Origin of the sequence: Desmospora profundinema (assembly GCF_031454155.1) — a bacterium.
Classification (GTDB): domain Bacteria; phylum Bacillota; class Bacilli; order Thermoactinomycetales; family DSM-45169; genus Desmospora; species Desmospora profundinema.
On sequence record NZ_JAVDQG010000003.1, the window covers coordinates 296,189 to 318,814 of the forward strand.

At 51.5% G+C, this 22,626-nt stretch carries 20 protein-coding genes; 15 read left to right on the forward strand and 5 right to left on the reverse strand.

Going from position 1 to position 22,626, the window contains the following annotated elements; genetic code table 11:
* Positions 1 to 2: 2 nt before the first annotated feature.
* From uvrA to JOE21_RS07840, 14 genes are all read left to right on the forward strand, one after another.
* Positions 3 to 2,879, forward strand: coding sequence for an excinuclease ABC subunit UvrA (uvrA, locus tag JOE21_RS07775; protein ID WP_309864521.1), 2,877 nt, complete (start codon positions 3 to 5; stop codon positions 2,877 to 2,879).
* A 534-nt stretch (positions 2,880 to 3,413) separates the two neighbouring features.
* Positions 3,414 to 3,803, forward strand: a complete 390-nt coding sequence (locus tag JOE21_RS07780) for a DUF302 domain-containing protein (RefSeq protein WP_309864523.1) — start codon at positions 3,414 to 3,416, stop codon at positions 3,801 to 3,803.
* A gap of 366 nt (positions 3,804 to 4,169) precedes the next feature.
* The gene (locus JOE21_RS07785; protein ID WP_309864526.1) at positions 4,170 to 4,517 is read left to right on the forward strand and encodes a phage holin family protein; all 348 of its coding nucleotides are present in this window, start codon (positions 4,170 to 4,172) and stop codon (positions 4,515 to 4,517) included.
* A 79-nt stretch (positions 4,518 to 4,596) separates the two neighbouring features.
* On the forward strand, positions 4,597 to 5,565 hold the full coding sequence (locus tag JOE21_RS07790; RefSeq protein ID WP_309864530.1) for a PucR family transcriptional regulator: 969 nt from the start codon (positions 4,597 to 4,599) through the stop codon (positions 5,563 to 5,565).
* A 108-nt stretch (positions 5,566 to 5,673) separates the two neighbouring features.
* A complete protein-coding gene (locus JOE21_RS07795; protein ID WP_309864532.1) occupies positions 5,674 to 6,786 on the forward strand; it encodes an ABC transporter ATP-binding protein in 1,113 nt (370 codons plus the stop codon).
* 79 nt (positions 6,787 to 6,865) lie between these two features.
* Entirely contained in the window at positions 6,866 to 7,801 is a 936-nt protein-coding gene (gene hprK / locus JOE21_RS07800; protein ID WP_309864533.1) for an HPr(Ser) kinase/phosphatase, read from the forward strand.
* Positions 7,802 to 7,912: 111 nt separating this feature from the next.
* Positions 7,913 to 8,824 (forward strand): prolipoprotein diacylglyceryl transferase, encoded by a 912-nt coding sequence (lgt, locus tag JOE21_RS07805; RefSeq protein ID WP_309864534.1) that lies wholly within the window; start codon positions 7,913 to 7,915, stop codon positions 8,822 to 8,824.
* The gene (locus JOE21_RS07810; protein WP_309864535.1) at positions 8,821 to 9,777 is read left to right on the forward strand and encodes a nucleoside recognition domain-containing protein; all 957 of its coding nucleotides are present in this window, start codon (positions 8,821 to 8,823) and stop codon (positions 9,775 to 9,777) included. Before lgt ends, JOE21_RS07810 begins: the two co-directional genes overlap by 4 nt.
* Positions 9,774 to 10,442 carry a pyrophosphatase PpaX gene (gene ppaX, locus JOE21_RS07815; RefSeq protein ID WP_309864536.1) on the forward strand — a complete coding sequence of 223 codons (669 nt, stop codon included), beginning with the start codon at positions 9,774 to 9,776 and terminating at the stop codon, positions 10,440 to 10,442. The genes JOE21_RS07810 and ppaX overlap by 4 nt, the downstream gene beginning before the upstream one ends.
* Positions 10,439 to 10,975 (forward strand): acyltransferase, encoded by a 537-nt coding sequence (locus tag JOE21_RS07820; protein ID WP_309864538.1) that lies wholly within the window; start codon positions 10,439 to 10,441, stop codon positions 10,973 to 10,975. The genes ppaX and JOE21_RS07820 overlap by 4 nt, the downstream gene beginning before the upstream one ends.
* A gap of 206 nt (positions 10,976 to 11,181) precedes the next feature.
* Positions 11,182 to 11,781, forward strand: coding sequence for a TetR/AcrR family transcriptional regulator (locus tag JOE21_RS07825; RefSeq protein WP_309864541.1), 600 nt, complete (start codon positions 11,182 to 11,184; stop codon positions 11,779 to 11,781).
* A gap of 116 nt (positions 11,782 to 11,897) precedes the next feature.
* On the forward strand, positions 11,898 to 14,969 hold the full coding sequence (locus tag JOE21_RS07830) for an efflux RND transporter permease subunit (RefSeq protein WP_309864543.1): 3,072 nt from the start codon (positions 11,898 to 11,900) through the stop codon (positions 14,967 to 14,969).
* Positions 14,970 to 15,307: 338 nt separating this feature from the next.
* Complete coding sequence (locus JOE21_RS07835) at positions 15,308 to 15,907, forward strand: hypothetical protein (protein ID WP_309864545.1); 600 nt, start codon at positions 15,308 to 15,310, stop codon at positions 15,905 to 15,907.
* Positions 15,908 to 15,964: 57 nt separating this feature from the next.
* Positions 15,965 to 16,483, forward strand: a complete 519-nt coding sequence (locus tag JOE21_RS07840) for a hypothetical protein (RefSeq protein WP_309864547.1) — start codon at positions 15,965 to 15,967, stop codon at positions 16,481 to 16,483.
* Positions 16,484 to 16,679: 196 nt separating this feature from the next.
* On the opposite strand, the gene JOE21_RS07845 is transcribed toward JOE21_RS07840, so the two are convergent.
* From JOE21_RS07845 to JOE21_RS07865, 5 genes are all read right to left on the reverse strand, one after another.
* On the reverse strand, positions 16,680 to 17,708 hold the full coding sequence (locus JOE21_RS07845) for a hypothetical protein (protein ID WP_309864548.1): 1,029 nt from the start codon (positions 17,706 to 17,708) through the stop codon (positions 16,680 to 16,682).
* Between the two features lie 172 nt (positions 17,709 to 17,880).
* A complete protein-coding gene (locus tag JOE21_RS07850; protein ID WP_309864551.1) occupies positions 17,881 to 18,909 on the reverse strand; it encodes a hypothetical protein in 1,029 nt (342 codons plus the stop codon).
* A gap of 51 nt (positions 18,910 to 18,960) precedes the next feature.
* Positions 18,961 to 20,172: a Tle-like phospholipase domain-containing protein gene (locus tag JOE21_RS07855; protein WP_309864554.1), complete on the reverse strand. Its 1,212-nt coding sequence runs from the start codon at positions 20,170 to 20,172 to the stop codon at positions 18,961 to 18,963.
* Between the two features lie 333 nt (positions 20,173 to 20,505).
* Positions 20,506 to 21,588 carry a quinone-dependent dihydroorotate dehydrogenase gene (locus tag JOE21_RS07860; protein WP_309864989.1) on the reverse strand — a complete coding sequence of 361 codons (1,083 nt, stop codon included), beginning with the start codon at positions 21,586 to 21,588 and terminating at the stop codon, positions 20,506 to 20,508.
* 84 nt (positions 21,589 to 21,672) lie between these two features.
* Positions 21,673 to 21,816 (reverse strand): hypothetical protein, encoded by a 144-nt coding sequence (locus JOE21_RS07865; protein WP_309864557.1) that lies wholly within the window; start codon positions 21,814 to 21,816, stop codon positions 21,673 to 21,675.
* 171 nt (positions 21,817 to 21,987) lie between these two features.
* Between JOE21_RS07865 and JOE21_RS07870 the strand changes: the two genes are divergently transcribed.
* On the forward strand, positions 21,988 to 22,572 hold the full coding sequence (locus JOE21_RS07870; protein WP_309864560.1) for a non-canonical purine NTP pyrophosphatase: 585 nt from the start codon (positions 21,988 to 21,990) through the stop codon (positions 22,570 to 22,572).
* The last annotated feature ends 54 nt before the right edge of the window (positions 22,573 to 22,626 follow it).

The window sequence follows — 22,626 nt, forward strand, 5'->3', positions numbered from 1 at the left end:
CCTTGTCACAAGAACATATCGTCATTCGCGGTGCCCGCGTGCACAATTTGAAGGAAGTGGATGTGACCATTCCCCGCGACCGTTTTGTCGTATTGACGGGGTTGTCAGGCTCCGGCAAATCTTCCCTCGCATTTGACACCATCTATGCGGAAGGACAGCGGCGGTATGTGGAATCCCTGTCCGCTTACGCCCGTCAATTTTTAGGGCAGATGGATAAACCGGATGTGGATTCCATCGAAGGGCTCTCCCCGGCGATTTCCATCGATCAGAAAACGACCAGCCGCAACCCCCGTTCCACGGTGGGGACGGTGACGGAGATCTATGATTATCTCCGTCTTCTATTCGCTCGGGTGGGGCGCCCTACTTGTCCCGAACACGGGACCCCGATCACGTCCCAAACCGTTCAGCAGATGGCGGATCGAATCTTGGAACTGCCGGAACGGACGCGCATCCAGGTGATGGCTCCCATGGTGAGCGGAAGAAAGGGAGAGCATGTCAAGCTGTTGGAGGATATCGGGAAACAAGGTTTCGTCCGTGTCCGGGTGGATGGGGAGATCCGCGATCTGTCCGAGGAAATCCGACTGGAGAAAAATAAAAAGCATTCCATCGAAGTGGTTGTAGACCGGATTGTGGTGAAGCCGGGAGTGGAGACCCGGTTGACCGACTCCCTGGAGACGGCTCTCGGGTTAGCTGGTGGGACGGTTTTGGTAGATGTCATCGACGGGGAAGAGCTGTTGTTCAGTCAAAACCTGGCTTGTCCCGAGTGCGGATTCAGCCTGGATGAGCTGTCCCCGCGTATGTTTTCCTTTAACAGCCCTTTTGGTGCTTGTCCTACCTGTGACGGGTTGGGGAGCCGGATGGAGGTGGATCCGGATTTGGTCGTTCCGAACCCCGACAAAACGTTGCGGGAGGGCGCCATCGAAGCGTGGGTGGGGAAAACCAGCACCTACTATCCGCAATTGCTGGAGTCCGCGTGCCGTCACTATGATATCGACATGGATGTTCCGTTCCGGAAATTGCCCAAGCAGGATCGGGATACGATTCTAAAAGGAACCAAGGAACGGATTCCCTTTCGTTATGAAAGTGACGGACAACTCAAAGAGGTACAGATTCGCTTTGAAGGGGTGCTTCAAAACCTGGAGCGGCGTTTCCGAGAGACGGGTTCTGATGCGGTCCGGGAACTGATCGAACATTATATGAGCATTAAACCGTGTCCCACCTGTGAAGGAGCGCGTCTGCGCAAGGAAACCCTCAGTGTGAGAATAGGCGGAAAGAACATCGCCTATGTAACCGGTCTTTCCATCCAGGAGGCGAGGGATTTTATCCAGGGGCTGGAGCTGACCGAGAAAGAGAGGACCATCGGTCGCCAGATCATCAAGGAAATTGACAGTCGGCTGGGCTTTTTGGTCAATGTGGGACTCAATTATCTCACCCTGAACCGATCTGCGGGAACCTTGTCCGGCGGGGAGGCACAACGGATCCGCCTGGCCACCCAAATCGGTTCCAAGCTGATGGGGGTCCTCTACATCCTGGACGAGCCCAGCATTGGGCTGCACCAACGGGACAACACCCGTCTCATCCGGACGCTGGAGCAGATGCGTGATCTGGGAAACACGCTGATCGTGGTGGAACACGATGAGGACACCATGCTGGCTGCTGATCATATTATTGATGTGGGTCCGGGAGCCGGTGCCCACGGCGGTCGCATCGTCGCGGAGGGTTCACCGGAGCAGTTGATGGAGATGGAGCATTCCCTCACCGGGCAGTATCTCTCCGGCCGTCAATTTATCCCCCTGCCGGATGAACGCCGGCAACCCAATGGCAAATGGGTGGAGATCCGTGGGGCAAAGGAGAACAACCTGAAGGAAGTAGATGTCCAGATTCCATTGGGCGTGTTCACCTGTGTCACCGGTGTTTCCGGTTCCGGCAAGAGCACCCTGATCAACGAGATCCTGCAAAAAGCGCTGGCCCGGGAATTAAACAAAGCGAAGGCGATTCCCGGTAAACATGACGAGATCCGGGGACTGGAACACCTGGACAAAGTGATCGATATCGACCAATCACCGATCGGACGCACCCCGCGTTCCAATCCGGCGACTTACACCAGCGTATTTGACGACGTGCGTGATGTGTTTGCTTCTACCCAGGAGTCCAAGGTGCGCGGCTATAAAAAAGGGCGGTTCAGCTTTAATGTCAAAGGGGGTCGCTGCGAGGCGTGCCGGGGGGACGGAATTATCAAGATCGAGATGCACTTTCTTCCCGATGTTTATGTCCCCTGTGAGGAATGTAAAGGGAAACGCTACAACCGCGATACCCTGGAAGTGAAGTACAAGGGGAAAAACATCTCGGATGTACTGGAGATGCGTGTAGAAGAAGCGCTGGAGTTTTTTAAAAACATCCCCCGCATCAAGCGGAAGCTTCAGACCCTCTACGATGTGGGACTGGGTTATATGAAACTGGGTCAACCGGCCACTACCCTCTCCGGAGGGGAAGCCCAGCGCGTGAAATTGGCCTCGGAACTTTACAAACGATCCACCGGCCGCACCTTGTACATTCTGGACGAGCCTACCACGGGCCTTCATATCCATGACATCGCCCGTTTGTTGAAAGTGTTGCAGCGGTTGGTGGAAAACGGGGACTCTGTCCTAGTGATTGAACACAACCTGGACGTGATCAAAACGGCCGATTACCTGATTGATTTAGGACCCGAAGGCGGGGATGCCGGGGGGACCATTGTGGCCAGCGGTACCCCGGAAGCGGTGGCAAAAGTGGATGACTCCCACACCGGCCGTTACCTTAAACCGATTTTGGAACGGGACAAGGAACGGATGGAGCGAGCTTACCGGGAGCTGGAGGAAAAAATTTCGGCTGTGCAATAACAGAGGATGAGGGAATAAAAAAACTGCCTTCAAGGAGGCGGTTTTTTCCTGTGAACCGGAATTTTTTCGAAAATATGCTTGAACTTCCATTCTGAGACTGATGCTGTGGAGACGATGTGGGTGATCCGGATGCGGGCAGTTGTGTTTGATGGCATGCATCGATTTTTCTCCTATTCCATAACAGTCAAATCGTAATCTTTCTGATATTTATCCAGCCAACGGAACCTTCCCTTGCGCCAATGGGATGGGGTATGCTCACTCTGCAGGATGGAGCAGGGAGGTATCGGGGAAAGCAGTGTGGCAGAAAATGAGAGGAAGGAGACCGGATAAATCCTGTCGAAATAGAATAAGGGGTGCTCTGGGGTAAAACGTGATCATTTCATTCTCCGGTCCGATTATGCCTGAACAGCCCGATACGGATGTCCTTCATTGAACCGAAATCGATTATCAGATGAGTCCAGCCAGTGGGGCGGATTGCGGCAGCGATACGATACCAGACCATTCAACCAGTCATCTGAGAAGGAGGAAACTAAGATGTTTGAATATACCGTGGAAACCAACAAAAGTGTGGATGAAGCCATTCGCGCCTTGGAAGACAGCCTAACCCGCCGGAAATTCGCGGTGCTGTGGAAATTGGACATTCCTACAAAGCTGATGGAAAAAGGAATCGCGTTGGAGCAGGATTTTCGCGTACTGGAAGTGTGCAACCCGGATGTGGCCAAAAAAGTGCTGACCCGCAACCAACTGGGTGGCTACTTCCTGCCGTGTCGAATCGTGGTGTATCGCGGGGCGGATACATTTAAAACCCATATCGGGCTGGTTCGGCCCACCGTGCTGATGGAGCTGGCCCAGGACGAGCGGTTGGACGCCATCGCTCAAGATGTGGAGGCAGCCTTGGTGGAAGCGATCAACGAAGCAAAATGATGGTTCGTACATGATGAAGACAAAAAAGACCTGCTGTGAGAACAGCAGGTCTTTCATTAGTGGGAGGCGATCATCAGGGAGAGCCATGTGACCAGGATTTCCCGGGAGAGATAGGGTGATACCAGTCACGCGATGATCATGAGGAAAAATGGAGTGGGAGCCTGTAATTTACGCTAGATGGGCCTGGATGAAAGGAACCTTATCGGCTCCTACCGCATATCATCCTTCAGGAAATCCAGTTGAACAGGACGGGAGGGATGGGTCTTTTTCTTCCATATGTCAGACATAATAGGGTAGAAATCTGCTATTCTCGCCATCAAAACAGGGTAGGACTATATTGTAAACCATAGAGAGGGGGAATCATCGATGGGTTGGATTGTTCGCCTGCTTTTAAATGCCTTGGCTGTTTTGATCGCCGCTCAGGTGATCCCGCAAATCGATGTCTCCGGGTACGGGACGGCCCTGCTCGTGGCCATTGTATTGGGGATTATCAATACGTTTATTCGTCCGATCCTCGTCTTTTTGACTTTGCCGATCTCGATCCTCACCTTGGGCTTGTTCATCTTTATCCTGAACGCGTTTTTGTTCTGGTTGACGGGAGCCTTTGTGGCAGGGTTCGAGGTGCAGGGAATCACTGGTGCTCTCCTCGGGTCGATTCTGGTCAGTGTGATCTCCTGGTTGTTAAACGGCATTTGGAAGGGGCTGCGATCGTAAGCGAGAGACAAAGGGGAGGGGTTGCCCCTCCTTTTTTATTTTTGGATATACTATAGGGGAGGATGGAAAGGGTGTTGGCATGAGCGATTGGGAACAGATCCGAAGTGTGTTGGAAGAGGCGTTGGACGCTCGCGTGGAACGGGTTCCCGCTTCCACCGACCTGGGGGAACGTCTGGAAATCACCGTCCTTCCTTTTCGGATGGAGGGAGCGGATTGGCTGTTGGTGGTGGGAGAAACCTTATCCATACGGGAGCGCTCGCTGCTGCGTGTGTGGTTGAGTGAACGGTTATCAGATCCCTTTCAGCCGACTGACTTTTGCGAACGATTGGCGCATTGGTTGCGGAATCCCGGGGATTTCACGTCTCCTCCTGCCCCGTCGTCAGGGAAGTGGGAGTCGAGAGTTCCTTTTCTCATTTTGGAAAAGAGGGGGCGGCGGGAAGGGAGTGACGAGGTGATCGCCCGTTTTTTTGAAGGGGATTCCTGGTTATTGTCTTTGCAGGAGGGAGAGCGCCTGTTAATGGTGTCCCAGTCCTTGCTGGACGGAGATGAGGTTTCGATTGAATCAGCATGGCTCGATGCGGCCCAAGGGCTTGCGGAAGCGATTGCCACAGAAGCGGGGGAAGAGGTAACAGTGGCCGTTCATGCACCGGTAGAAGCGGTGGAACAGTTGCCTTCAGCCCTTTCCTCTCTCCGGGATACGGTTCATATCGGCCGCCGTTTTCATCCGTCCAAATCCGCATTTGCGGCCTGGAATCTAACGTTGGAACGGCTGCTTCGTACAGTGGACGACCGCGAGCTGAAACGGTTTCTGGATGATGTATCGCCGATTCCGTTTTGGAGGGAGGAGGAACTGCGGCGAACATTACATGTCTTTCTGGAACAGAACCTGAATGTGAGTGAAACGGCCCGACGCTTATTTCTCCACCGAAACACGCTGATTTATCGCTTGGATCGGCTGAAGCAGGAAACGGGTCTTGATGTCCGCCAGTTTGAGGATGCGCTGCGGGTAAAGCTCGTTTTGCTGTTGACCGGAAGGGAGCGCTCTTAGGCAAATTGCCCAAGGGACCGCTTCTATTTTTGTTCTCTTTGGACATGGTGGGGCTTTACGCGAATGCGCTACAATAAACCCTGAGAGTGATGAAAGGGGTTGCAATCGATGGCACAAGTGAAGCTGAACCACGTATATAAGCGATACAGCGGTGATGTGACTGCGGTCTCCGACTTTCACCTGGACATCAAGGATCAGGAGTTTTTAGTCTTGGTCGGCCCCTCCGGTTGTGGAAAGTCCACTACCCTGCGAATGGTGGCGGGTCTGGAGGAAATCTCCGAAGGAGAGCTTTATATCGGGGATCGGAAAGTAAACGATGTGGCCCCCAAAGACCGGGATATTGCCATGGTTTTTCAAAGTTATGCCTTGTACCCCCATATGAATGTCTATCAGAATATGGCGTTTGGCCTGAAACTTCGTAAATTCAAAAAAGAAGAAATCGATAAACGGGTGAAGGAAGCGGCTAAAATCCTGGATATTGAACATCTTCTGGATCGGAAGCCGAAAGCATTGTCCGGTGGTCAGCGGCAACGGGTCGCGCTTGGCCGGGCCATCGTCCGTGAACCGCAAGTGTTTTTGATGGACGAGCCGCTGTCCAATCTGGATGCCAAACTGAGGGTGCAGATGCGCACGGAGATCAGCAAATTGCACCAGCGCTTGAAAACGACCGTCATTTATGTGACTCACGATCAGACGGAGGCCATGACGATGGGCGACCGGATCGTGGTGATGAAAGACGGTGTGATTCAACAGGCGGATACACCCACCCAGATCTATCATCACCCTGCTAACGTGTTTGTGGCCGGCTTTATCGGTTCCCCGTCGATGAACTTCGTCGAGGGCGAATTGGTGGAAGAAGGAGGAAGCATTTCTTTCAAGAGCAATGGTTTGCGTGTCCAGTTGCCGGAAGGGCGGGCCAAAACCTTGCGGGAGAAGGGATATATCGGCAAGGAGGTCATCTTCGGCATCCGACCGGAGGATATCCACGATGAACCCATCTTCCTGGAATCATCCCCTGATAGTCAGGTGAAAGCCAAAGTGGAAGTGGCGGAAAACATGGGTTCCGAGATGTACCTCTACCTGAGCGGAATCACAGACAAATGGGTGACCGCACGGGTAAAGGCTCGCACCCAATTCGCCGCCGGCAATGAAGTCAACCTGGCACTTGATATGAATAAAGCCCACATCTTCGACAAGGAGACGGAAGAAGCCGTTTTTTAAAAACGGGCGGGGCGGCTGGGTTTACGCCAGCCGCCCCATATTTGTTATCATAGGGGAAACGGGAAAAGGGGTCTGGCAAATGGCAGCATCAGTCACCGTCAAAGAAATGGTCGATCAGTTTGATTTAAAGGTATTAAGCGGGGAAGATGGTTTGAACCGCAAACTGACAACGAGCGATCTATACCGGCCCGGTTTGGAGCTGGCTGGTTTTTTCACCTATTACCCGGCGGAACGGTTGCAAATGTTGGGGCGGACAGAGCTGACCTTTATCTCGGGTCTGCCGGAGCAGGAACGGAAAGAACGGCTGGGATGGTTGTGTCAGGATGAAACGCCCTGCTTTTGCATCACCAGGGGACAGGATGCACCGGAGGAACTGATGGAGGCCGCCGCCGAGAATCAAATTCCCATCTTGTGGACCAACAATTCCACCACCCGTTTCACCAGCAAAGTGACCAACTGGCTGGAGAAAAAACTGGCCCCCACCACCACCATGCATGGCGTACTGGTGGATATTTACGGTGTGGGTGTATTGATTGTGGGCAGCAGCGGGATCGGAAAGAGTGAGAGCGCGTTGGAGCTGGTTAAGCGCGGACACCGCTTAGTGGCTGACGACGCGGTGGAGATCCGTCAGACAGAAGAGGATTCCCTGGTGGGCCACGCACCGGAGTTGATTCGATATTTATTGGAAATTAGAGGGCTGGGTATTATTAATGTGATGACCTTATTCGGTGCCGGGGCGGTCCGGGAGTTTAAAAAGCTGTCCATGGTGGTACGGCTGGAGGCATGGCAGGAAAATCGGCAGTATGATCGCCTTGGTTTGGATGAGGAACGCATTCGCATCATTGACACGGAAATTCCGCTCTTAACGGTGCCCGTCCGTCCCGGACGCAACCTTGCTGTCATTATCGAGGTGGCGGCGATGAACTATCGCTTAAAAAAGATGGGCTATCACGCAGCCCAATCCTTTACGCAACAGCTGAGCCGAAGCTTGGAAGAAGGCGATGAGCTGGATTGAAGAAACGCGCCCCGGCCGATGACGGGGCGCGTTTCAATTGCCTGTCAAGTAGGTTACAATGGAATATGGAGTTTGGAGTATAGGTACATATCAAAAGGAGGAGCCGTTCGCATGGGTTTTGCACAGGTGCTCGACCCTGTTGCCGTGTCATTGGGACCGATTCAAATCCACTGGTATGGGATCATTATGGGGTCCGCGGTGTTGTTCGGGCTGTGGCTTGCCATTCGGGAAGGCAGGCGCCACGGCTTTGATTCGGAATTGTTCCTGGATTTGATCATATGGACGATTCCCGCCGCCATTATCGGTGCACGGCTTTATTATGTGGCGTTTGAATGGGGGTACTATTCACAGAACCCCGGTGACATTCTTGCCATCTGGAAAGGTGGGCTGGCGATTCATGGCGGCCTCATCGGGGCGCTTTTAGCTGCGTCTGTTTTTGTAAAGAAGCGGAATATCTCCTTTTTACACCTGACAGATATCGTGGCGCCCAGTATCATCATCGGACAATGTATCGGACGCTGGGGCAACTTTATGAACCAAGAAGCCCATGGCGGGGAAGTGAGCCGTTCTTTTTTGGAAGGGCTGATGCTGCCTGAATTTATCATTGAACAGATGAACATTCAGGGCATCTATTACCATCCCACCTTTCTCTACGAATCCCTGTGGACATTCGTCGGGTTCGGGCTATTGCTGCTTCTGCGCCGAATCAACCCCCGTCGAGGTGAGATCTTTTTCACCTACTTGATCTGGTATTCCCTGGGCCGTTTTTTCATCGAAGGGTTGCGAATGGACAGCCTCACCTTCGACGGACCGGGATGGCTTGTCTCGTTGATCAACGGATTGTGGTCACCGATGCTGGTGTTGTTTGAGCCCGGGATGATGGCGGACGGCAATATCCGCATCGCCCAACTGGTCAGTCTGGCATTGGTCCTGCTGGGGATTGCCTGGATTGTGGTCCGCAGAGCATGGGGCCAATCCCGTGAACCGTATTACAACGATAAGAAGGAAAGTGTTGCCGGATGAAACGGGTCGACTGGCGAAAAGGACTGACTTCCGGGTGGAGAACCACCTGGGAGCTGGGAAAAATCATATTCCCCGTCACATTGGCGATCAGTTTACTGCAACACACGCCAGTGATCGATTGGTTGGTACGGATCTTGACTCCGGCCATGTCGTGGATGGGGTTGCCCGGTGAAGCTGCCATCCCGCTGGTTTTGGGCAACCTGCTCAATCTGTATGCCGCCATCGGTGCCATTCTCACCCTGGATTTAACGGTGAAGCAAGTCTTTATCGTGGCGGTGATGCTCAGCTTCTCCCATAATCTGTTTGTGGAATCGGCGGTTTGCCGCCGGGTCGGAGTAAGTGCAGGATTAGTGATGGGGGTGCGAATGGCACTGGCAGTCCTTTCCGCCTTTATGATCCACTGGTTGTGGCAGGGTGGGGAAGCGGCTGCCCAATACGGCTTGGTCGCCCCGCGGGAAGCACAGCCGGAAGGGTGGATGGAGATCGCAGGGATTGCGCTGCAAACCGCTGCAACCGGTATATTGCAACTGGCCATCATTATCTTTCCGCTGATGATGGGGATCCAGATGATGAAGGACTGGCGCTGGTTGGATCGATTTGCAGAGTGGATGGTTCCCCTGATGCGTCCGCTGGGGATGGAGGCCCGGGGCTCGATTATCATAGCCGGGGGTCTTTTGTTCGGATTGACGATGGGGGCCGGGGTGATTATCGAACAAGCCAAAGAAAAAGGGTTCACCAAACGGGATATGACCATAATGGTGCTCTTTCTGGGAGCATGCCACGCCGTGGTGGAAGATACGCTGATTTTTGTTCCTCTCGGGATCGATGTCTTGCCGCTCCTGTTGATCCGTATCATTGTGGCCATTCTGATGACCTTGTGCATCGCCTGGTTTTGGCCTTCAGCGGAGCAAGGGCATATGTCCAACCGTGCTCCACAGGAGGGATCGGTTTGAAATACCCCGTCATATTGTTTGATTTGGATGGAACCTTGTTGGATACTACCAGCCTCATCCTTGCCTCCTTCCGTCATACCCTGGATGAGCATGGCCCGTTCCCTTATGGGGATAAAGAAGTACTGGCAAGCTTGGGTGAACCGTTGCACGACCAGATGAGACGGTTTGGCGGGGAAGAGCGGGTGGAAACGATGGTTCAAACGTATCGGGAGCACAATGTTGCTCATCACGATGACTATGTAAAAGCGTTTCCCGGAGTAAATACCGTCTTGGAAACCCTCCATCGGGAAGGATTCCTTCTCGGTGTCGTTTCCAACAAGCAGCGGATGACGGTGGAGATGGGGTTAAACTTGTGCGGGTTGGCGTCTATGATGGCGACCGTCGTTTGTCAGGGAGAAGCGGATCGGGACAAACCGGCGCCGGACCCGATCCGCTTGGCTTTAAGCCGGATCGGGGCGGATCCGGCCTCTGCTCTGATGGTGGGGGACAGCCGTTATGATCTCCTGGCTGCGAAGAAGGCGGGAACGGCCAGCGCGGGAGTGGCTTGGTCGGCCCATGGAGCGGAATCCCTGAAGGCATATGAGCCGGATTATCTGTTGGATCGGATGGAAGATTTATACGACATCGTTGGACTTGCCGGTGTCGACGGGAGTGGACGGTCATGAGACGGACCGAGCGTCAACCTGTGACAGGCAGCAACTCTCTCTGGCAATTGTACCGAACGGTCCCTTTTGGGACCGTCTTTAAAAATACCCTCATCAACGAGGTGGCACGGTACGTTCCTGTTTTCCCATGGAAAAACTGGTTGTATCGACGTCTTCTCCATATGGAAGTGGGCGCACGGACGGCGATTGCGTTCAAGGTGACGGTGGACTTATTGTACCCCGAGCGCATCCGCATCGGGAGCAATACCATTATCGGGTATCACACGACGATTTTAACCCATGAGTATCTGGTGGAAGAGTACCGCATCGGAGATGTGGTGATCGGAAACCACGTGATGATCGGGGCCAACACCACCATCCTGCCTGGAGTCACCATCGGCGACGGTGCCGTCATCGGGGCCGGTTCCCTCGTCAACAAAGATGTGCCCCCTGGCATGTTGGCGGCGGGAAATCCGATCCGTCTGATCCGCAAACGAGAAGAGCCCCTCTCTCTCCCTGAAGATTCTGCGAGCTCCAGCGACTCGCTATTGTAGGGGGGGCTTTGAAGAAAACACGGACCCTAGGGCGTCAGCCCCAGGGTCCGTGTTTTCGTTTTTCGCACCGCTTTCTCTTTTGCAGATGACGATTCCAATCCTAAGTGTTCACAATCCTGTTAGGAAGATTTCTGTTTTCTGAAAGGAGAAAACGTTACAATGGATATAGATTGACAGAAGAGTCAATGGTACGAAGGAGTGAGTCGATGCCGCGGACAAGGGAGCAGAATCGTCGCATCAGGGAAAAAAGGATGGACCAGATTCTACAGGCAGCGCTCCAGGTTTACCGGGAAAAGGGCTACCATGGCACCGAAATGGGAGAGATCGCCCGTCGGGCTGAACTGGGCCGCGGTTTGGTCTATTACTACTTTAAAGATAAGGAAGATGTTTTTGTCACGTTGATCACCCAGACGTTGAACGGGTGGAAAGAAGTGATGGATGGCATCATGCAGTCGGAACAAACGGTGGCCGACAAACTGTCTACCGCATTGATTCGTATGTGTGAACTGGCTTCGGAGAACCCTGAAATCACACACTTTCATCAGACTATCATCCGGGACACCCATGTCCTTTTTCCGGATCGTTATAAAGAGATCGACGGCTATTACGAAGATGCAATCTGGCTTCCTTTGCGACACTTGTTTAAAAAAGGAGCATCGAGCGGGGAACTCCGGGTTTCGCCGCCGGTGGCCGAGCGTTTTTATGCCAGCATCCTCTTTGGAGCGGTCCAAGGGGAGAAAAAGATCGACCGTGCATCCATTCAAGAGTGGGTGGATGTAGCATTGTACGGGATGATTCAAAAGTGATAAGCGAGTCAATCGCTAATCGGTCTATTGGGTAGCCTATGGGATAAACGGGCTTCCTGACAGGGAATCGGACGGACTAATATGAACGTCATCAGGAGACACAGGAGGAATCAGGGATGTGGTTAGCCCGATCGGCGATTCGTCGGCCCGTCTTCACGACTGTGGCCGTTATTTTAGTTTTGGTTATGGGAGTGGTCTCCCTGACCAACCTGCAGATGGATTTATTGCCGGATATCCAGCCGCCGGTGGGAGCTGTGGTGGCTTCCTATCAGGGAGCGGATCCCGAGGAGGTGCTGGACAAAGTCACCCATCCGCTGGAACAGCAGCTGGGGACATTGGCGGGGCTGAAAAACATACAGAGCCAGACCCAGGAAGGGGTTGTACTCATCCTGCTCGAATTTGATTGGTCCCAGGACATCAATCAGGTTCAAAATGATGTCATCTCCCGGATCAATCGAACGCCCCTTCCGACAGAAGTGGATACCCCTAATTTTTTGAAATTTGATCCGTCCACCTTTCCGATTATGCAATTGTCGGTGCTGGGTGAATCCAGAGAAGAAGCACCCTCGGCCGAAGACGTGGATGAGATCGTTGAGGCGCTGTCCAAGCTTCCAGGTGTGGCCAGTGCCGACAGCTCAGGATTGTTGGATGAACAGATTCAAGTAACCTTAGATTCCGATGCGTTAGAGAAATGGAATCTCTCTCAGTCGGATGTAAAAGAAGTGATTGAAGCTTCCAATCTGAGTCAGCCCGGCGGAATTATCCAGGATGGGGATGAGGACTTAACCGCACGGATTGTTTCCGAGCTGACCGATCTGGATGAGCTTAAAAAGCTGACGGTGGCGGTTGATCCCCTCAACGGGAAAAAGGTCCTCTTGGATGATGTGGCTGATGTGAAACTGGCCACCGAAGAACGAGACGTGATCACCCGCACCAACCAACAGGCCAGTGTGGGCATCAATGTGTTTAAACAGTCCGGTGCCAATACGGCTAAGGTGTCCAATGCCGTGAAAGCGGAATTGGAGCGGTTAAAAGACGAGCGGGATATCGGTGTCATCACCATCTTTGACCAAGGTGAATATGTGGAACGATCGGTGACCAATGTGGGAACCACCATGATCGGCGGGGCCATTTTAGCGATGCTGGTATTGTTTTTGTTCCTGCGATCCTTCCGCAGTCCCTTGATCATCGGAGTGGCCATTCCCGTATCGGTGATCACCACCTTTGTACTCATGTACTTCTCCGATTTCAGCCTGAACATCATGACTTTGGGCGGCTTGGCCTTAGGTGTCGGGATGTTGGTAGATAACGCCATTGTGGTGATTGAAAATATATACCGGCATCTGCAGATGGGGGAAAAGCCGCAAGAGGCGGCGTCAAAAGGAGCGGGTGAAGTGGCGGCGGCCATCACCGCTTCCACCTTGACCACGATTTTCGTTTTTCTGCCGATGGTTTTTGTCAGCGGTATTGTCGGTCAATTGTTCCGGGAATTCGCCTTCACGGTTTCATTCAGCTTGCTGGCTTCTTTATTGGTATCCTTGACGATTGTGCCGGTGATGGCATCCAAGATTATGAAGAAGCCGCACACCGGCTGGAAGAAACAGCGGGATGGGCAGAAAGCCTACCGCCTGTTTCGGCGCCTGGTCCAATTTGCTCTGGGTCATCGGGTCTTGGTGGTGTTGCTGGCGTTGGCCTTGCTGGGTGCCGGCGGGTACGGGATCAGCCAGGTGGGGACGGAGTATTTGCCGGCGGCGGATGAAGGAGTTTTCACCATTGAAGCGAAAATGCCGGCGGGCACCGGATTATCCAAAACCAATGAGATGACGGAGACCATTGAGTCGATCCTGAAAGAAGAAAACCATATCAAACACTTCCAAGTTTCCCTGGGCAGTGGTCGGAATGAAAACGCCATGTTTGGAGACAGCGGACGCCATATTGCTCAATTTTATGTAAATGTGGTCGACCAGGAGGAACGGAGTCTCTCCACCCGCTCGATTATGAACGAGATCCGTCCCAAACTGGAGGTGTTGGATCCCGATCTGGAGGTGGAGTTGCGGGAACAGTCGTCCTTTGAAGCGGCGGGTGCACCCAATACTCTGGAATTTACCCTCAGTGGAAGTGCCGCCGACCTGGATGAGTGGGCCGATGAGGTGGGACGTGTCCTTCTCGATGTGGAAGGCGTGCAGGAGGTGACCGATTCCCGCCAGGAGACGCGCCCCGAGCTGCAAGTGGTGGTGGATCGGAAAAAAGCGGAAGACAACGGCTTGGTTCCGGCGCAAGTGATTGCAGCCGTCTCGGAAGCGACACGGGGGGAAACGGTCACGCTGATGAACCTGAACGGTAGGGATATCCATGAAGTGTTCCTTCGTTACGAGAAGACATTCCGCCAGTCTCCGGAGAAGCTGAAAGACCTCCCGATTCCCACGGCCGGCGACAGCCATGTGAAATTGTCGGAAGTGGCGGACGTGAAAGTGGAAGAGGGTCCCATTGTCATCAATCGCAGCAACTTGCAAGACAGCATCGAGTATCAGGTTCAGTTTGACGATACGGATTTGGGAACCGTGGAGCGGGAAGTCACTGCCAAGCTTGATGAAATCGGTTTGCCCACGGAGATGGATGTCCAATTTACGGGGAGTGCCGAGCTGTTTCAGGATGCCCTCGAAGACTTGACACTGGCTGCCGGGTTGGCGGTATTGTTTGTCTTTCTGGTGTTGGCTGCTCAATTTGAGTCTTTCAAATATCCCTTTGTCATCATCTTGACACTGCCCCTAATGGTGATCGGGGTGGCACTCGCCTTGTTCTTCACCCAGACCCCGGTGGGAGTGACGGCGATGATCGGGGTGATCGTACTGGCTGGAATCGTGGTGAACAATGCGATTGTACTGGTGGATTATATCAACCAGTTGAAAGACCGCGGAATGGCCAGCTATGACGCCATTGTGGAAGCCAGCTTGACCCGTGCGCGCCCTATTCTGATGACGGCCACCACCACCATCCTGGGGTTGATTCCTCTCTCCCTGGGTTTGGGAGAAGGGACGGAAATCCAACAGCCGCTTGCCATCGCCGTGATTGGCGGCCTTCTCTCCAGTACACTGCTCACTCTCGTGGTGATTCCCATCGTTTATTCCTGGTTCGATCCGGCAACGCGCCGGCTGAACAAACGGAAAAAGAAAGAGGCAACGGAGTAGTGAGGAAACGCCCTTAGGGGTTTGCATCATTAAAATCAAGCAAACACCCACTTTCTCAATGGAAGTGGGTGTTTCTTATGTGAATCCGAAGATGGATATTCCTCTACTTTCACACTTCTTCACGGCGGTTAAAAGAAAGTGGTTCGGGTAGAGATTGGATCGTACGACCCTTTTGGGGATTTTTCGTTTGAGAGATAGTATATTATCCCAAGAAATAACGCAAATTTTTAAACAAAAGCACTAAAGAAAAACCTTGTTTTTGGCTTATATACGATAAGAGATTTGTTCAGTTACACTCTAACTGTGGTTGAAAACTTGCAAAAAAGGAGAGGTTGTCAGTGAAAGGTAGCATTCTTCTTTCCCTGTCCACTGCGTTGGCGTTCGGTTTGGCGATTCCCACACCGGCATTCGCCGACAATCATCTCGATGTAAAAGAGAGTGTCAATGACACGGCAAAGCAAGTGCAAAACGAAGCGAACCAGGGTGTCGACCAAACCAGGGAAGAAGCCAACCAAGGGATCGACGAAGCCCAGAATCAAGTCGACAATGCACAGGACCAGACCAATCAAACATCCGATAAAGCCCAAGAGGCGGCCAATCTGACCTTCGAAAAAGCGCTGAATCTGTTTAACCAGGAATGGGACTGGGCGACCGATTATCTTCAGAACACGCAGGAAACGCTGACACTGGTGGTGGAACACACTGAAGGCAAGGTCGAGGAAACCCAAAAGAAAGTCGAGGACCATGTGAACACGGCCAAGGATAAAGCAGAGGAAAAAGCCGATGAAGTGAAAGAAAAGGCGGAAGAAGAAACGGCCCCTTACGGTGATGCCGCCAAAAAGCAGGTAGAGGATACCCAGGATGCCTTGGAACAACAAAAGGAAATCATCGAGGGAGAGGTCCAACCGAAAGAGGAAGAAGAGCAACCGGAACAGTGATGGAAGCGGAAACCGATTCAGCGTAAACGAAACTGCCGACGGAAAGGAGAGCCCACTTTGGCCCACATGATTTGGAAGCGAGCGGGAATTCTTTCTCTCCTCGTCCCGGTGCTGTTGATTGCCGGGGGATGTTCCGAAAGCGCTTCGGATGCGGGATCTGCGGAAGAACCTTCGGGCGGGCAACGAGAGCAAGCCGCCGAACAGACCGGAACATGGGCAAGTGCCACCCGGGATGCCATGGCCTTGGCCCATGAGGGGATTGAAACGATCGGCCAGGGGTTCTCTTCCTGGACAAACGACCCGCAACAGGGGGGAGAAAAGGTCAAGGAAGGGATTCAAAAACTGGAGAACGCTTCGTCCCAATTGGAACAGACGACTCCCCCCGACTCCAACGAGGGTAAACAGCTTCACCAACAAGGGAAAGCGCTGGTCGAGGATTATATCGCACTTTCCGAGCAGGGTCTGAAAGCTGCTGAAGCAAAAGACGCACAAAAAATGAGTGACATTGCCAACGAGCTGAAAGAGCTGAATCAAAAGCTGAAAGAATGGAACGCCAAAGTAAAAGAGATCGGCTAGCATCAACCGGGCAACTCGGCTTTCCCCCCTAAGCTGTGAAGCTCGGACCCAATGGGATCTTTCACGTGGGAAACCCCGCCATGATCGGCGGGGTTTTCTTTTATTGAATGCTCTCGCCGCCTAAACTGGAAAAACGGTTTTAATACATGTTGAATACATAATCCTTGCGATCCAATCAGAGTAGGATACCTGTGTGTTAATTCAATTTCCGTAAATGCTCTTCCAGATCCGCTGCTGTTTCGATTTCAGCAACCGCTTCATACGACACAGAGAGGTTATATTTCAGATGTTCATAATAACTGCCTAAACTGGTTTTCTCTTTTCTCGGCTTTTCAGGCAGTGACTCTGCATAATAGGACACTTCAAACGTTACTTCATGAATACCTTGATCCTGGAAAAACTGTATGATCTCAAAAGCCCGTTCCAACTCTTCTTGTTTCCCTTGGTCATCGAGATCCCTAATCAACATAATGTCTACATGCTGTGTATATTTATCAGGGTATTTTTTTCGTATTTCGGCGTAATCCATTACTTCACCATTGACCACTACGTCATCATCTAATGCATTGTTAACTCCTACGTTGCAGCTGTATATCCAGGCATCGGGATAAAACTGATCGATCAAGGGTTGTAATTCTTCACGAGATTGTTTGGATACTGACGAGTTTACATAGGTATCGTCAAAAGGTTTGGAACCGACCTTAAACACCGTGAACGTAAGGTCCGGATTTGTTTTGGGATAAGCGTTAACACGATACGTACTAGTTGCAGCAGTATATCTGGGCTCCTCCGTTCCAAACTCTACGCCGTACTTATCCTTCAGATATATTTTTGCTTCCTGCCTCACCTCAGACAAGGGTTCCGGCGGCTCGCTGCTGCCCGGCATCCATATCATTAACATCGTTCCCGTAAATGCAGAGTACAGTTGGACACCATAACTGACCACCAGTGCAACTCCGATCTCCGCAACGGCACGTTTCCCTTTTAGAAACTCACGATTGATCGTTCCTTTTTCCATCAAAAGCGAGACCACTAATGCATCCACAACCGCACCGAGGCGGATAACTCCGTAGAGCATCATAAGCCACACATTTCCCAAGGAAATCAGACCGAGTATCAGCTGAACGATGATTAGGATAATCCCTTTGATTCGTTGCCCGTTATATAGCTGTCCAATACCCGAGAAGAGGATGGATAACAGGGTGGCGATTATAACATGGATCATGAGTGATCCTCCTTAATGAAACCCCAGATAACAGATGATGGTTGTGAGACAAGGGGTAAGGATCTCATACCATGATAGAACCCCGAACAGTCATACAGTCTCTCTGTTTCGGGGTTCTGTTTTCTAAGGAGGCTATAGAGATCTCACTTTACATCGAAGCAGGATACCTAAGTTAATTCAATTTCCGTAAATGCTCTTCCAGATCTTCTACTGTTTCGATTTCAGCAATGTCGTTGGATGACAAAGAAATTTTATATTTCAGATGTTCATAATAACTGCCTAAACTCGTTTTCTCTTTCCTCGGCTTTTCAGGCAGCGACTCTGCATAAATCGACACTGACAAATTCACTTTTCTAATTCCTTTTTCTTTGAAATAATTTATAATCGTTAATATTTTTTTCATTTCCTCTTGTTTCCCTTGATCATCGAGATCCCTAATCACACTGATTTTTACATGCTGTGTATATTTATCAGGATATCTTTCCCGTATTTCGGTGTAATCCATTACTTCACCGTTGAACACTACATCATCATCTAGCGCATTGTTAACTCCTACATTACATCGATATATCCAGACATCAGGATACAATTGGTCGATTAGCGGCTGTATTTCTTCACGTGCTTGTTTGGATACAGAGGAGTTTACATAGGTATCGTCAAAAGGTTTGGAACCGACCTTAAACACCGTGAACGTAAGGTCCGGATTTGTTTTGGGATAAGCGTTAACACGATACGTACTAGTTGCAGCAGTATATCTGGGCTCCTCCGTTCCAAACTCTACGCCGTACTTATCCTTCAGATATATTTTTGCTTCCTGCCTCACCTCAGACAAGGGTTCCGGCGGCTCGCTGCTGCCCGGCATCCATATCATTAACATCGTTCCCGTAAATGCAGAGGACAGTAGGACACCGTAACTGACAACCAGTGCAATTCCGATCTCCGCAACGGCACGTTTCCCTTTTAGAAACTCACGATTGATCGTTCCTTTTACCATCAAAAGTGAGACCACTAATGCATCCACAACCGCACCGAGGCGGATAACCCCGTAGAGCATCATAAGCCACACATTTCCCAAGAAAATCAGACCGAGTATCAGCTGAACAATGATCAGGATAATCCCTTTGATTCGTTGCCCGTTGTATAGTTGTCCAATACCCGAGAAGAGGATGGATAACAGGGTGGCGATGGCCACATGCTTCATATTCGTTCCCTCCCATATCAGAAACGGGGATCTGATGTTGTCCCCTTTTATCTACCGGTCTAAATCGAAGTGACCATCCTCCTCGGCGAAAGGCTCTAGTTTTTCGACACCATGAGATTTAAAGTGATCACGGAGAAGCATTGCCAGTCTTGCATCCGGGAGATTATTGGATCGATTCGTAAGCTTATAATCATCCACCTTTACAGGACCCTGTTTATGAAATTCATATGCTTCCCCCACATGGGTTCCATAGGTGCCAACCACATCATTTTTCATGGTATAGCTTTTTACAATATTATCATATATACCTGATCGGTTGGCTTGATGTTGGTTTAAAGTCATGCTTTGGACACCGGGAGCATTATAGGTGAAGGTCGGGATTTTGTTTTCCAATGCCATTTTTTGTGCCAGATAACCTCCCAGTGAATGTCCTACCTGAACCACCTGGTATTCGTCCCCTTGGTAACTTGCCAAAGCCCGTTGATAAAACTCTCTGGCAGATTGATCTTGGTTTGCATCGACGCCTATCGTTAATTGATAGTTAGATTTAAGGTCTGCTTTATCTTTTAAGCCAGGATCGGTTCCTCTGTATGAGATAATCACTTCGCCTGTATCTTTATTAAACAACACCCTACCTTGAAAACCATCTTTCTCATCCATAAATAAATCTTCATCCTCTTCCCAACCATCGCCTAAACGCCTAAACATCTCGTCTACATCGACATCTTTTTCATCATACGCCAACTGTGCAGCGGCCATTAGTTGATCATCGGATAAATCGACTTCTCCAGCTGTCCCATGAGGTCTTTTGCGTTCTTCTTTAAAAAATTCTTCAAGTGCTTGATGTGATTTTCTTTTATCCTTTTCTGGAGTTTGTTTGTGTCTCGGACCCGATACATTTAATTGCGTTAGATTCGGCTGATCCTGATCAGTCCCCTGATAATCCGCCGTATTGATCTCATAGTCCGATTTGTCGGAGAACAAATTGGTCGGAGACGGCAATGGTGGCAGCTCGATCTTGGGTAATGCAAACCATTTACGGCTGTCGGGGTTCTCATCGTCGATGGGAGCGTCGTCACATGCTTCTTGCATAATGGCACAACCGATTTTCTCCTTGAGAGCGCTCTGGATTTTATCGCTTTCCATTACTTCCATGAGGATGATGGCCAGTAGAGCGGCTCCAGCCATGACGGCCACATACTCTATGACCTGTGAACCGCGTCGGTTAGACAACACATCCTTCATATTCTTAAAAATCTTCAACAGTTCCCTTTCCCCCCTTTTTCTACAGAATGTGACAGATCCATTTTATTGAAAGGGGGAAATAATTGGAATAGTACATAGGGTGTAATTGGTAGTATAAAAATAAAAAAACACGAAATGAGTGACTGGATCGCCACCACGACAATTACTGGAACCCTCCATCCGCCTCCTCTTGATCCTGCCGATCATTCTCCGTTAGAAATGCAAGAAGTCCGATGCCCGCGGCACGGGAACCGGACTTCCTCTGATGACGATCTCTCGGTCTGAAGATGAATTCACGGACCCGGTGACGCGGGCTCGTGCCTTTTTATTTGATGCGCTTCTTTGCTCTCATTACGCATCGACTCCCACGGCCTCCGATACATGGGAAAATCCTTCCTTTTCCAACAGGTGCAGCAACTCCTCATTCACCCGTCGGGCGATTCCGGGGCCGCGGTAGATCATGCCGGTGTAGATTTGAACCAGAGAAGCGCCGGCCTTGATTTTATCGAGGGCATCTTGTCCGTCAAAGATGCCGCCGACGCCGATGATCGGGGCTTTCCCCCCGGTTAAGCGGCGGACTTGGCGGATCATCGCCGTGGAACGGGCGGCGAGAGGGCGTCCGCTCAGGCCGCCGGTTTCCTCCCGGTGGCGGTGTTTGATCCCCTCGCGGCTTAAGGTGGTGTTGGAGACGATCAGCCCGTCGATTCCCTGGGTCATGGCGATGGAGACGGCGTCTTCTAGTCCTTTTTCATCCAGATCGGGAGCCACCTTTAATAGAAGCGGGCGGATTTCCCCCGTTTCCTGTTGCAGACGGTGCCGTTCGTCCATCACTTCCCTCAGCAGGGCCTCCAGGGAGTCGGCCTGTTGCAAATCCCGCAGTCCTTTGGTGTTGGGGGAGCTGATATTGATTACGAAGTAATCCCCTGACCGATACAGTGATCGCAGTCCTTTGCAGTAATCGGCGGCGGCATCGTGGGCGGGGGTGTCTTTGTTTTTACCCAGGTTGATGCCGATGGGGATATCCGGCCGCTTCAGGCGGGAAAAAGACTGGCGGGCCGCTTCCACACCGGCGTTGTTAAAGCCCATCCGGTTGATCACCGCTTCGTCTTCCGGCAGCCGAAACAGGCGTGGACGGGGATTGCCCGGTTGGGGGAGGGGCGTTAAGGTCCCCACTTCTACAAAGCCGAACCCCCATGCCGCCAACGCCGGATAGACGGAGGCATGTTTATCAAAGCCGGCGGCCAGTCCAACCGGATTAGGGAAGCGAAGCCGGAGGCAGTCTACAGACAGAGAAGGGGCGTCGAGCCGGTGCTTCCATTGCAAGGCGGGTAACACGCCGGGGATGGTTTGGGTTACTTTCAAGCTGCGGATGGTCCACTCGTGGGCCGCTTCCGGGTCCAACCGGAACAGCCATGGTTTGAACAAGGCATACACGTTTCGAATAAGTCCTTTCATCCAGAAGTTCTGTTTGTAGGATACCACATTTCCCGAAAAGAACGTGACAGTCAGACCGGTTCCTTATGCCAAAAAACCAACCAACAGACAAAGCAGTCCCAAAACCAGCATCTCCAAGCCCATGCTTTTTCCGCGGATGGCCAAAATGATTCCAGCCAATCCCAACAGAAAGCCTGCGGTTGTAAACAATGGTGCCAACCCTTCCATGAAGTTTCCTCCTTCTCGCATCATTCTTAAGCAGGCCCAAGTCCTTGATGGATTCCCTTTCATTGTAACTTCTTTGCCTAATCCATGTTCTTATAAAATGATTCGCAGCGATTGCGTCGATTCGTGTCCCCCTTCGGAGTATAATGAAACGAAGAATGGGAGGGAATAGGCTTGATTTTGCCTTTTGCAACGTTAAATGAAGGAAAGCTGCGGGAAGCCAGACATGTATTAAGCCCTATGGGAATTGACGTGATCCGTCTTCCCCTGGAGTTGATCGAACCGGATGCGGGTACGATTGAGGAAGTGACCCGGGAAAAGCTGAGACAGGTGAAGGAAATGGGAATCGATCGGGTCATGGTGGACGATGCGGGTATTTTCTTTGCAGCTTACGATCACTTTCCCGGAATTTTAACCAAACGCATTTTTGAACGGATCGGATATAAAGGGATTTTCAAACTGTTGGAAGGAGAAACCAGGCAAGCGTGGTTTGAAGGGGCGATTGCCCTGTTGTGGGACGGTGAGACCCAAATCTTCTCGGCTCGCACCCATGGACGGCTGTTGGACACCCTGCCCCCGGATGTGAAGCCGGAAGCGGGTTTTCCGTTCAATCCGATCTTTGTTCCCGCAGGCGATCATCGAACCCTGGCGGAAATGTCCCCTGATGAACGGGAACGCTATTCCTACCGTGGGAAAGTATTGAAGGAAGCCGCTCGTTGGCTGAACGAACGGAATGTGGAGACACGGGGAGTCCATTGACGCTGAATCGGATCCAGTGTTACACTACTAAGAAAATCACTTTCTCTTTATCAC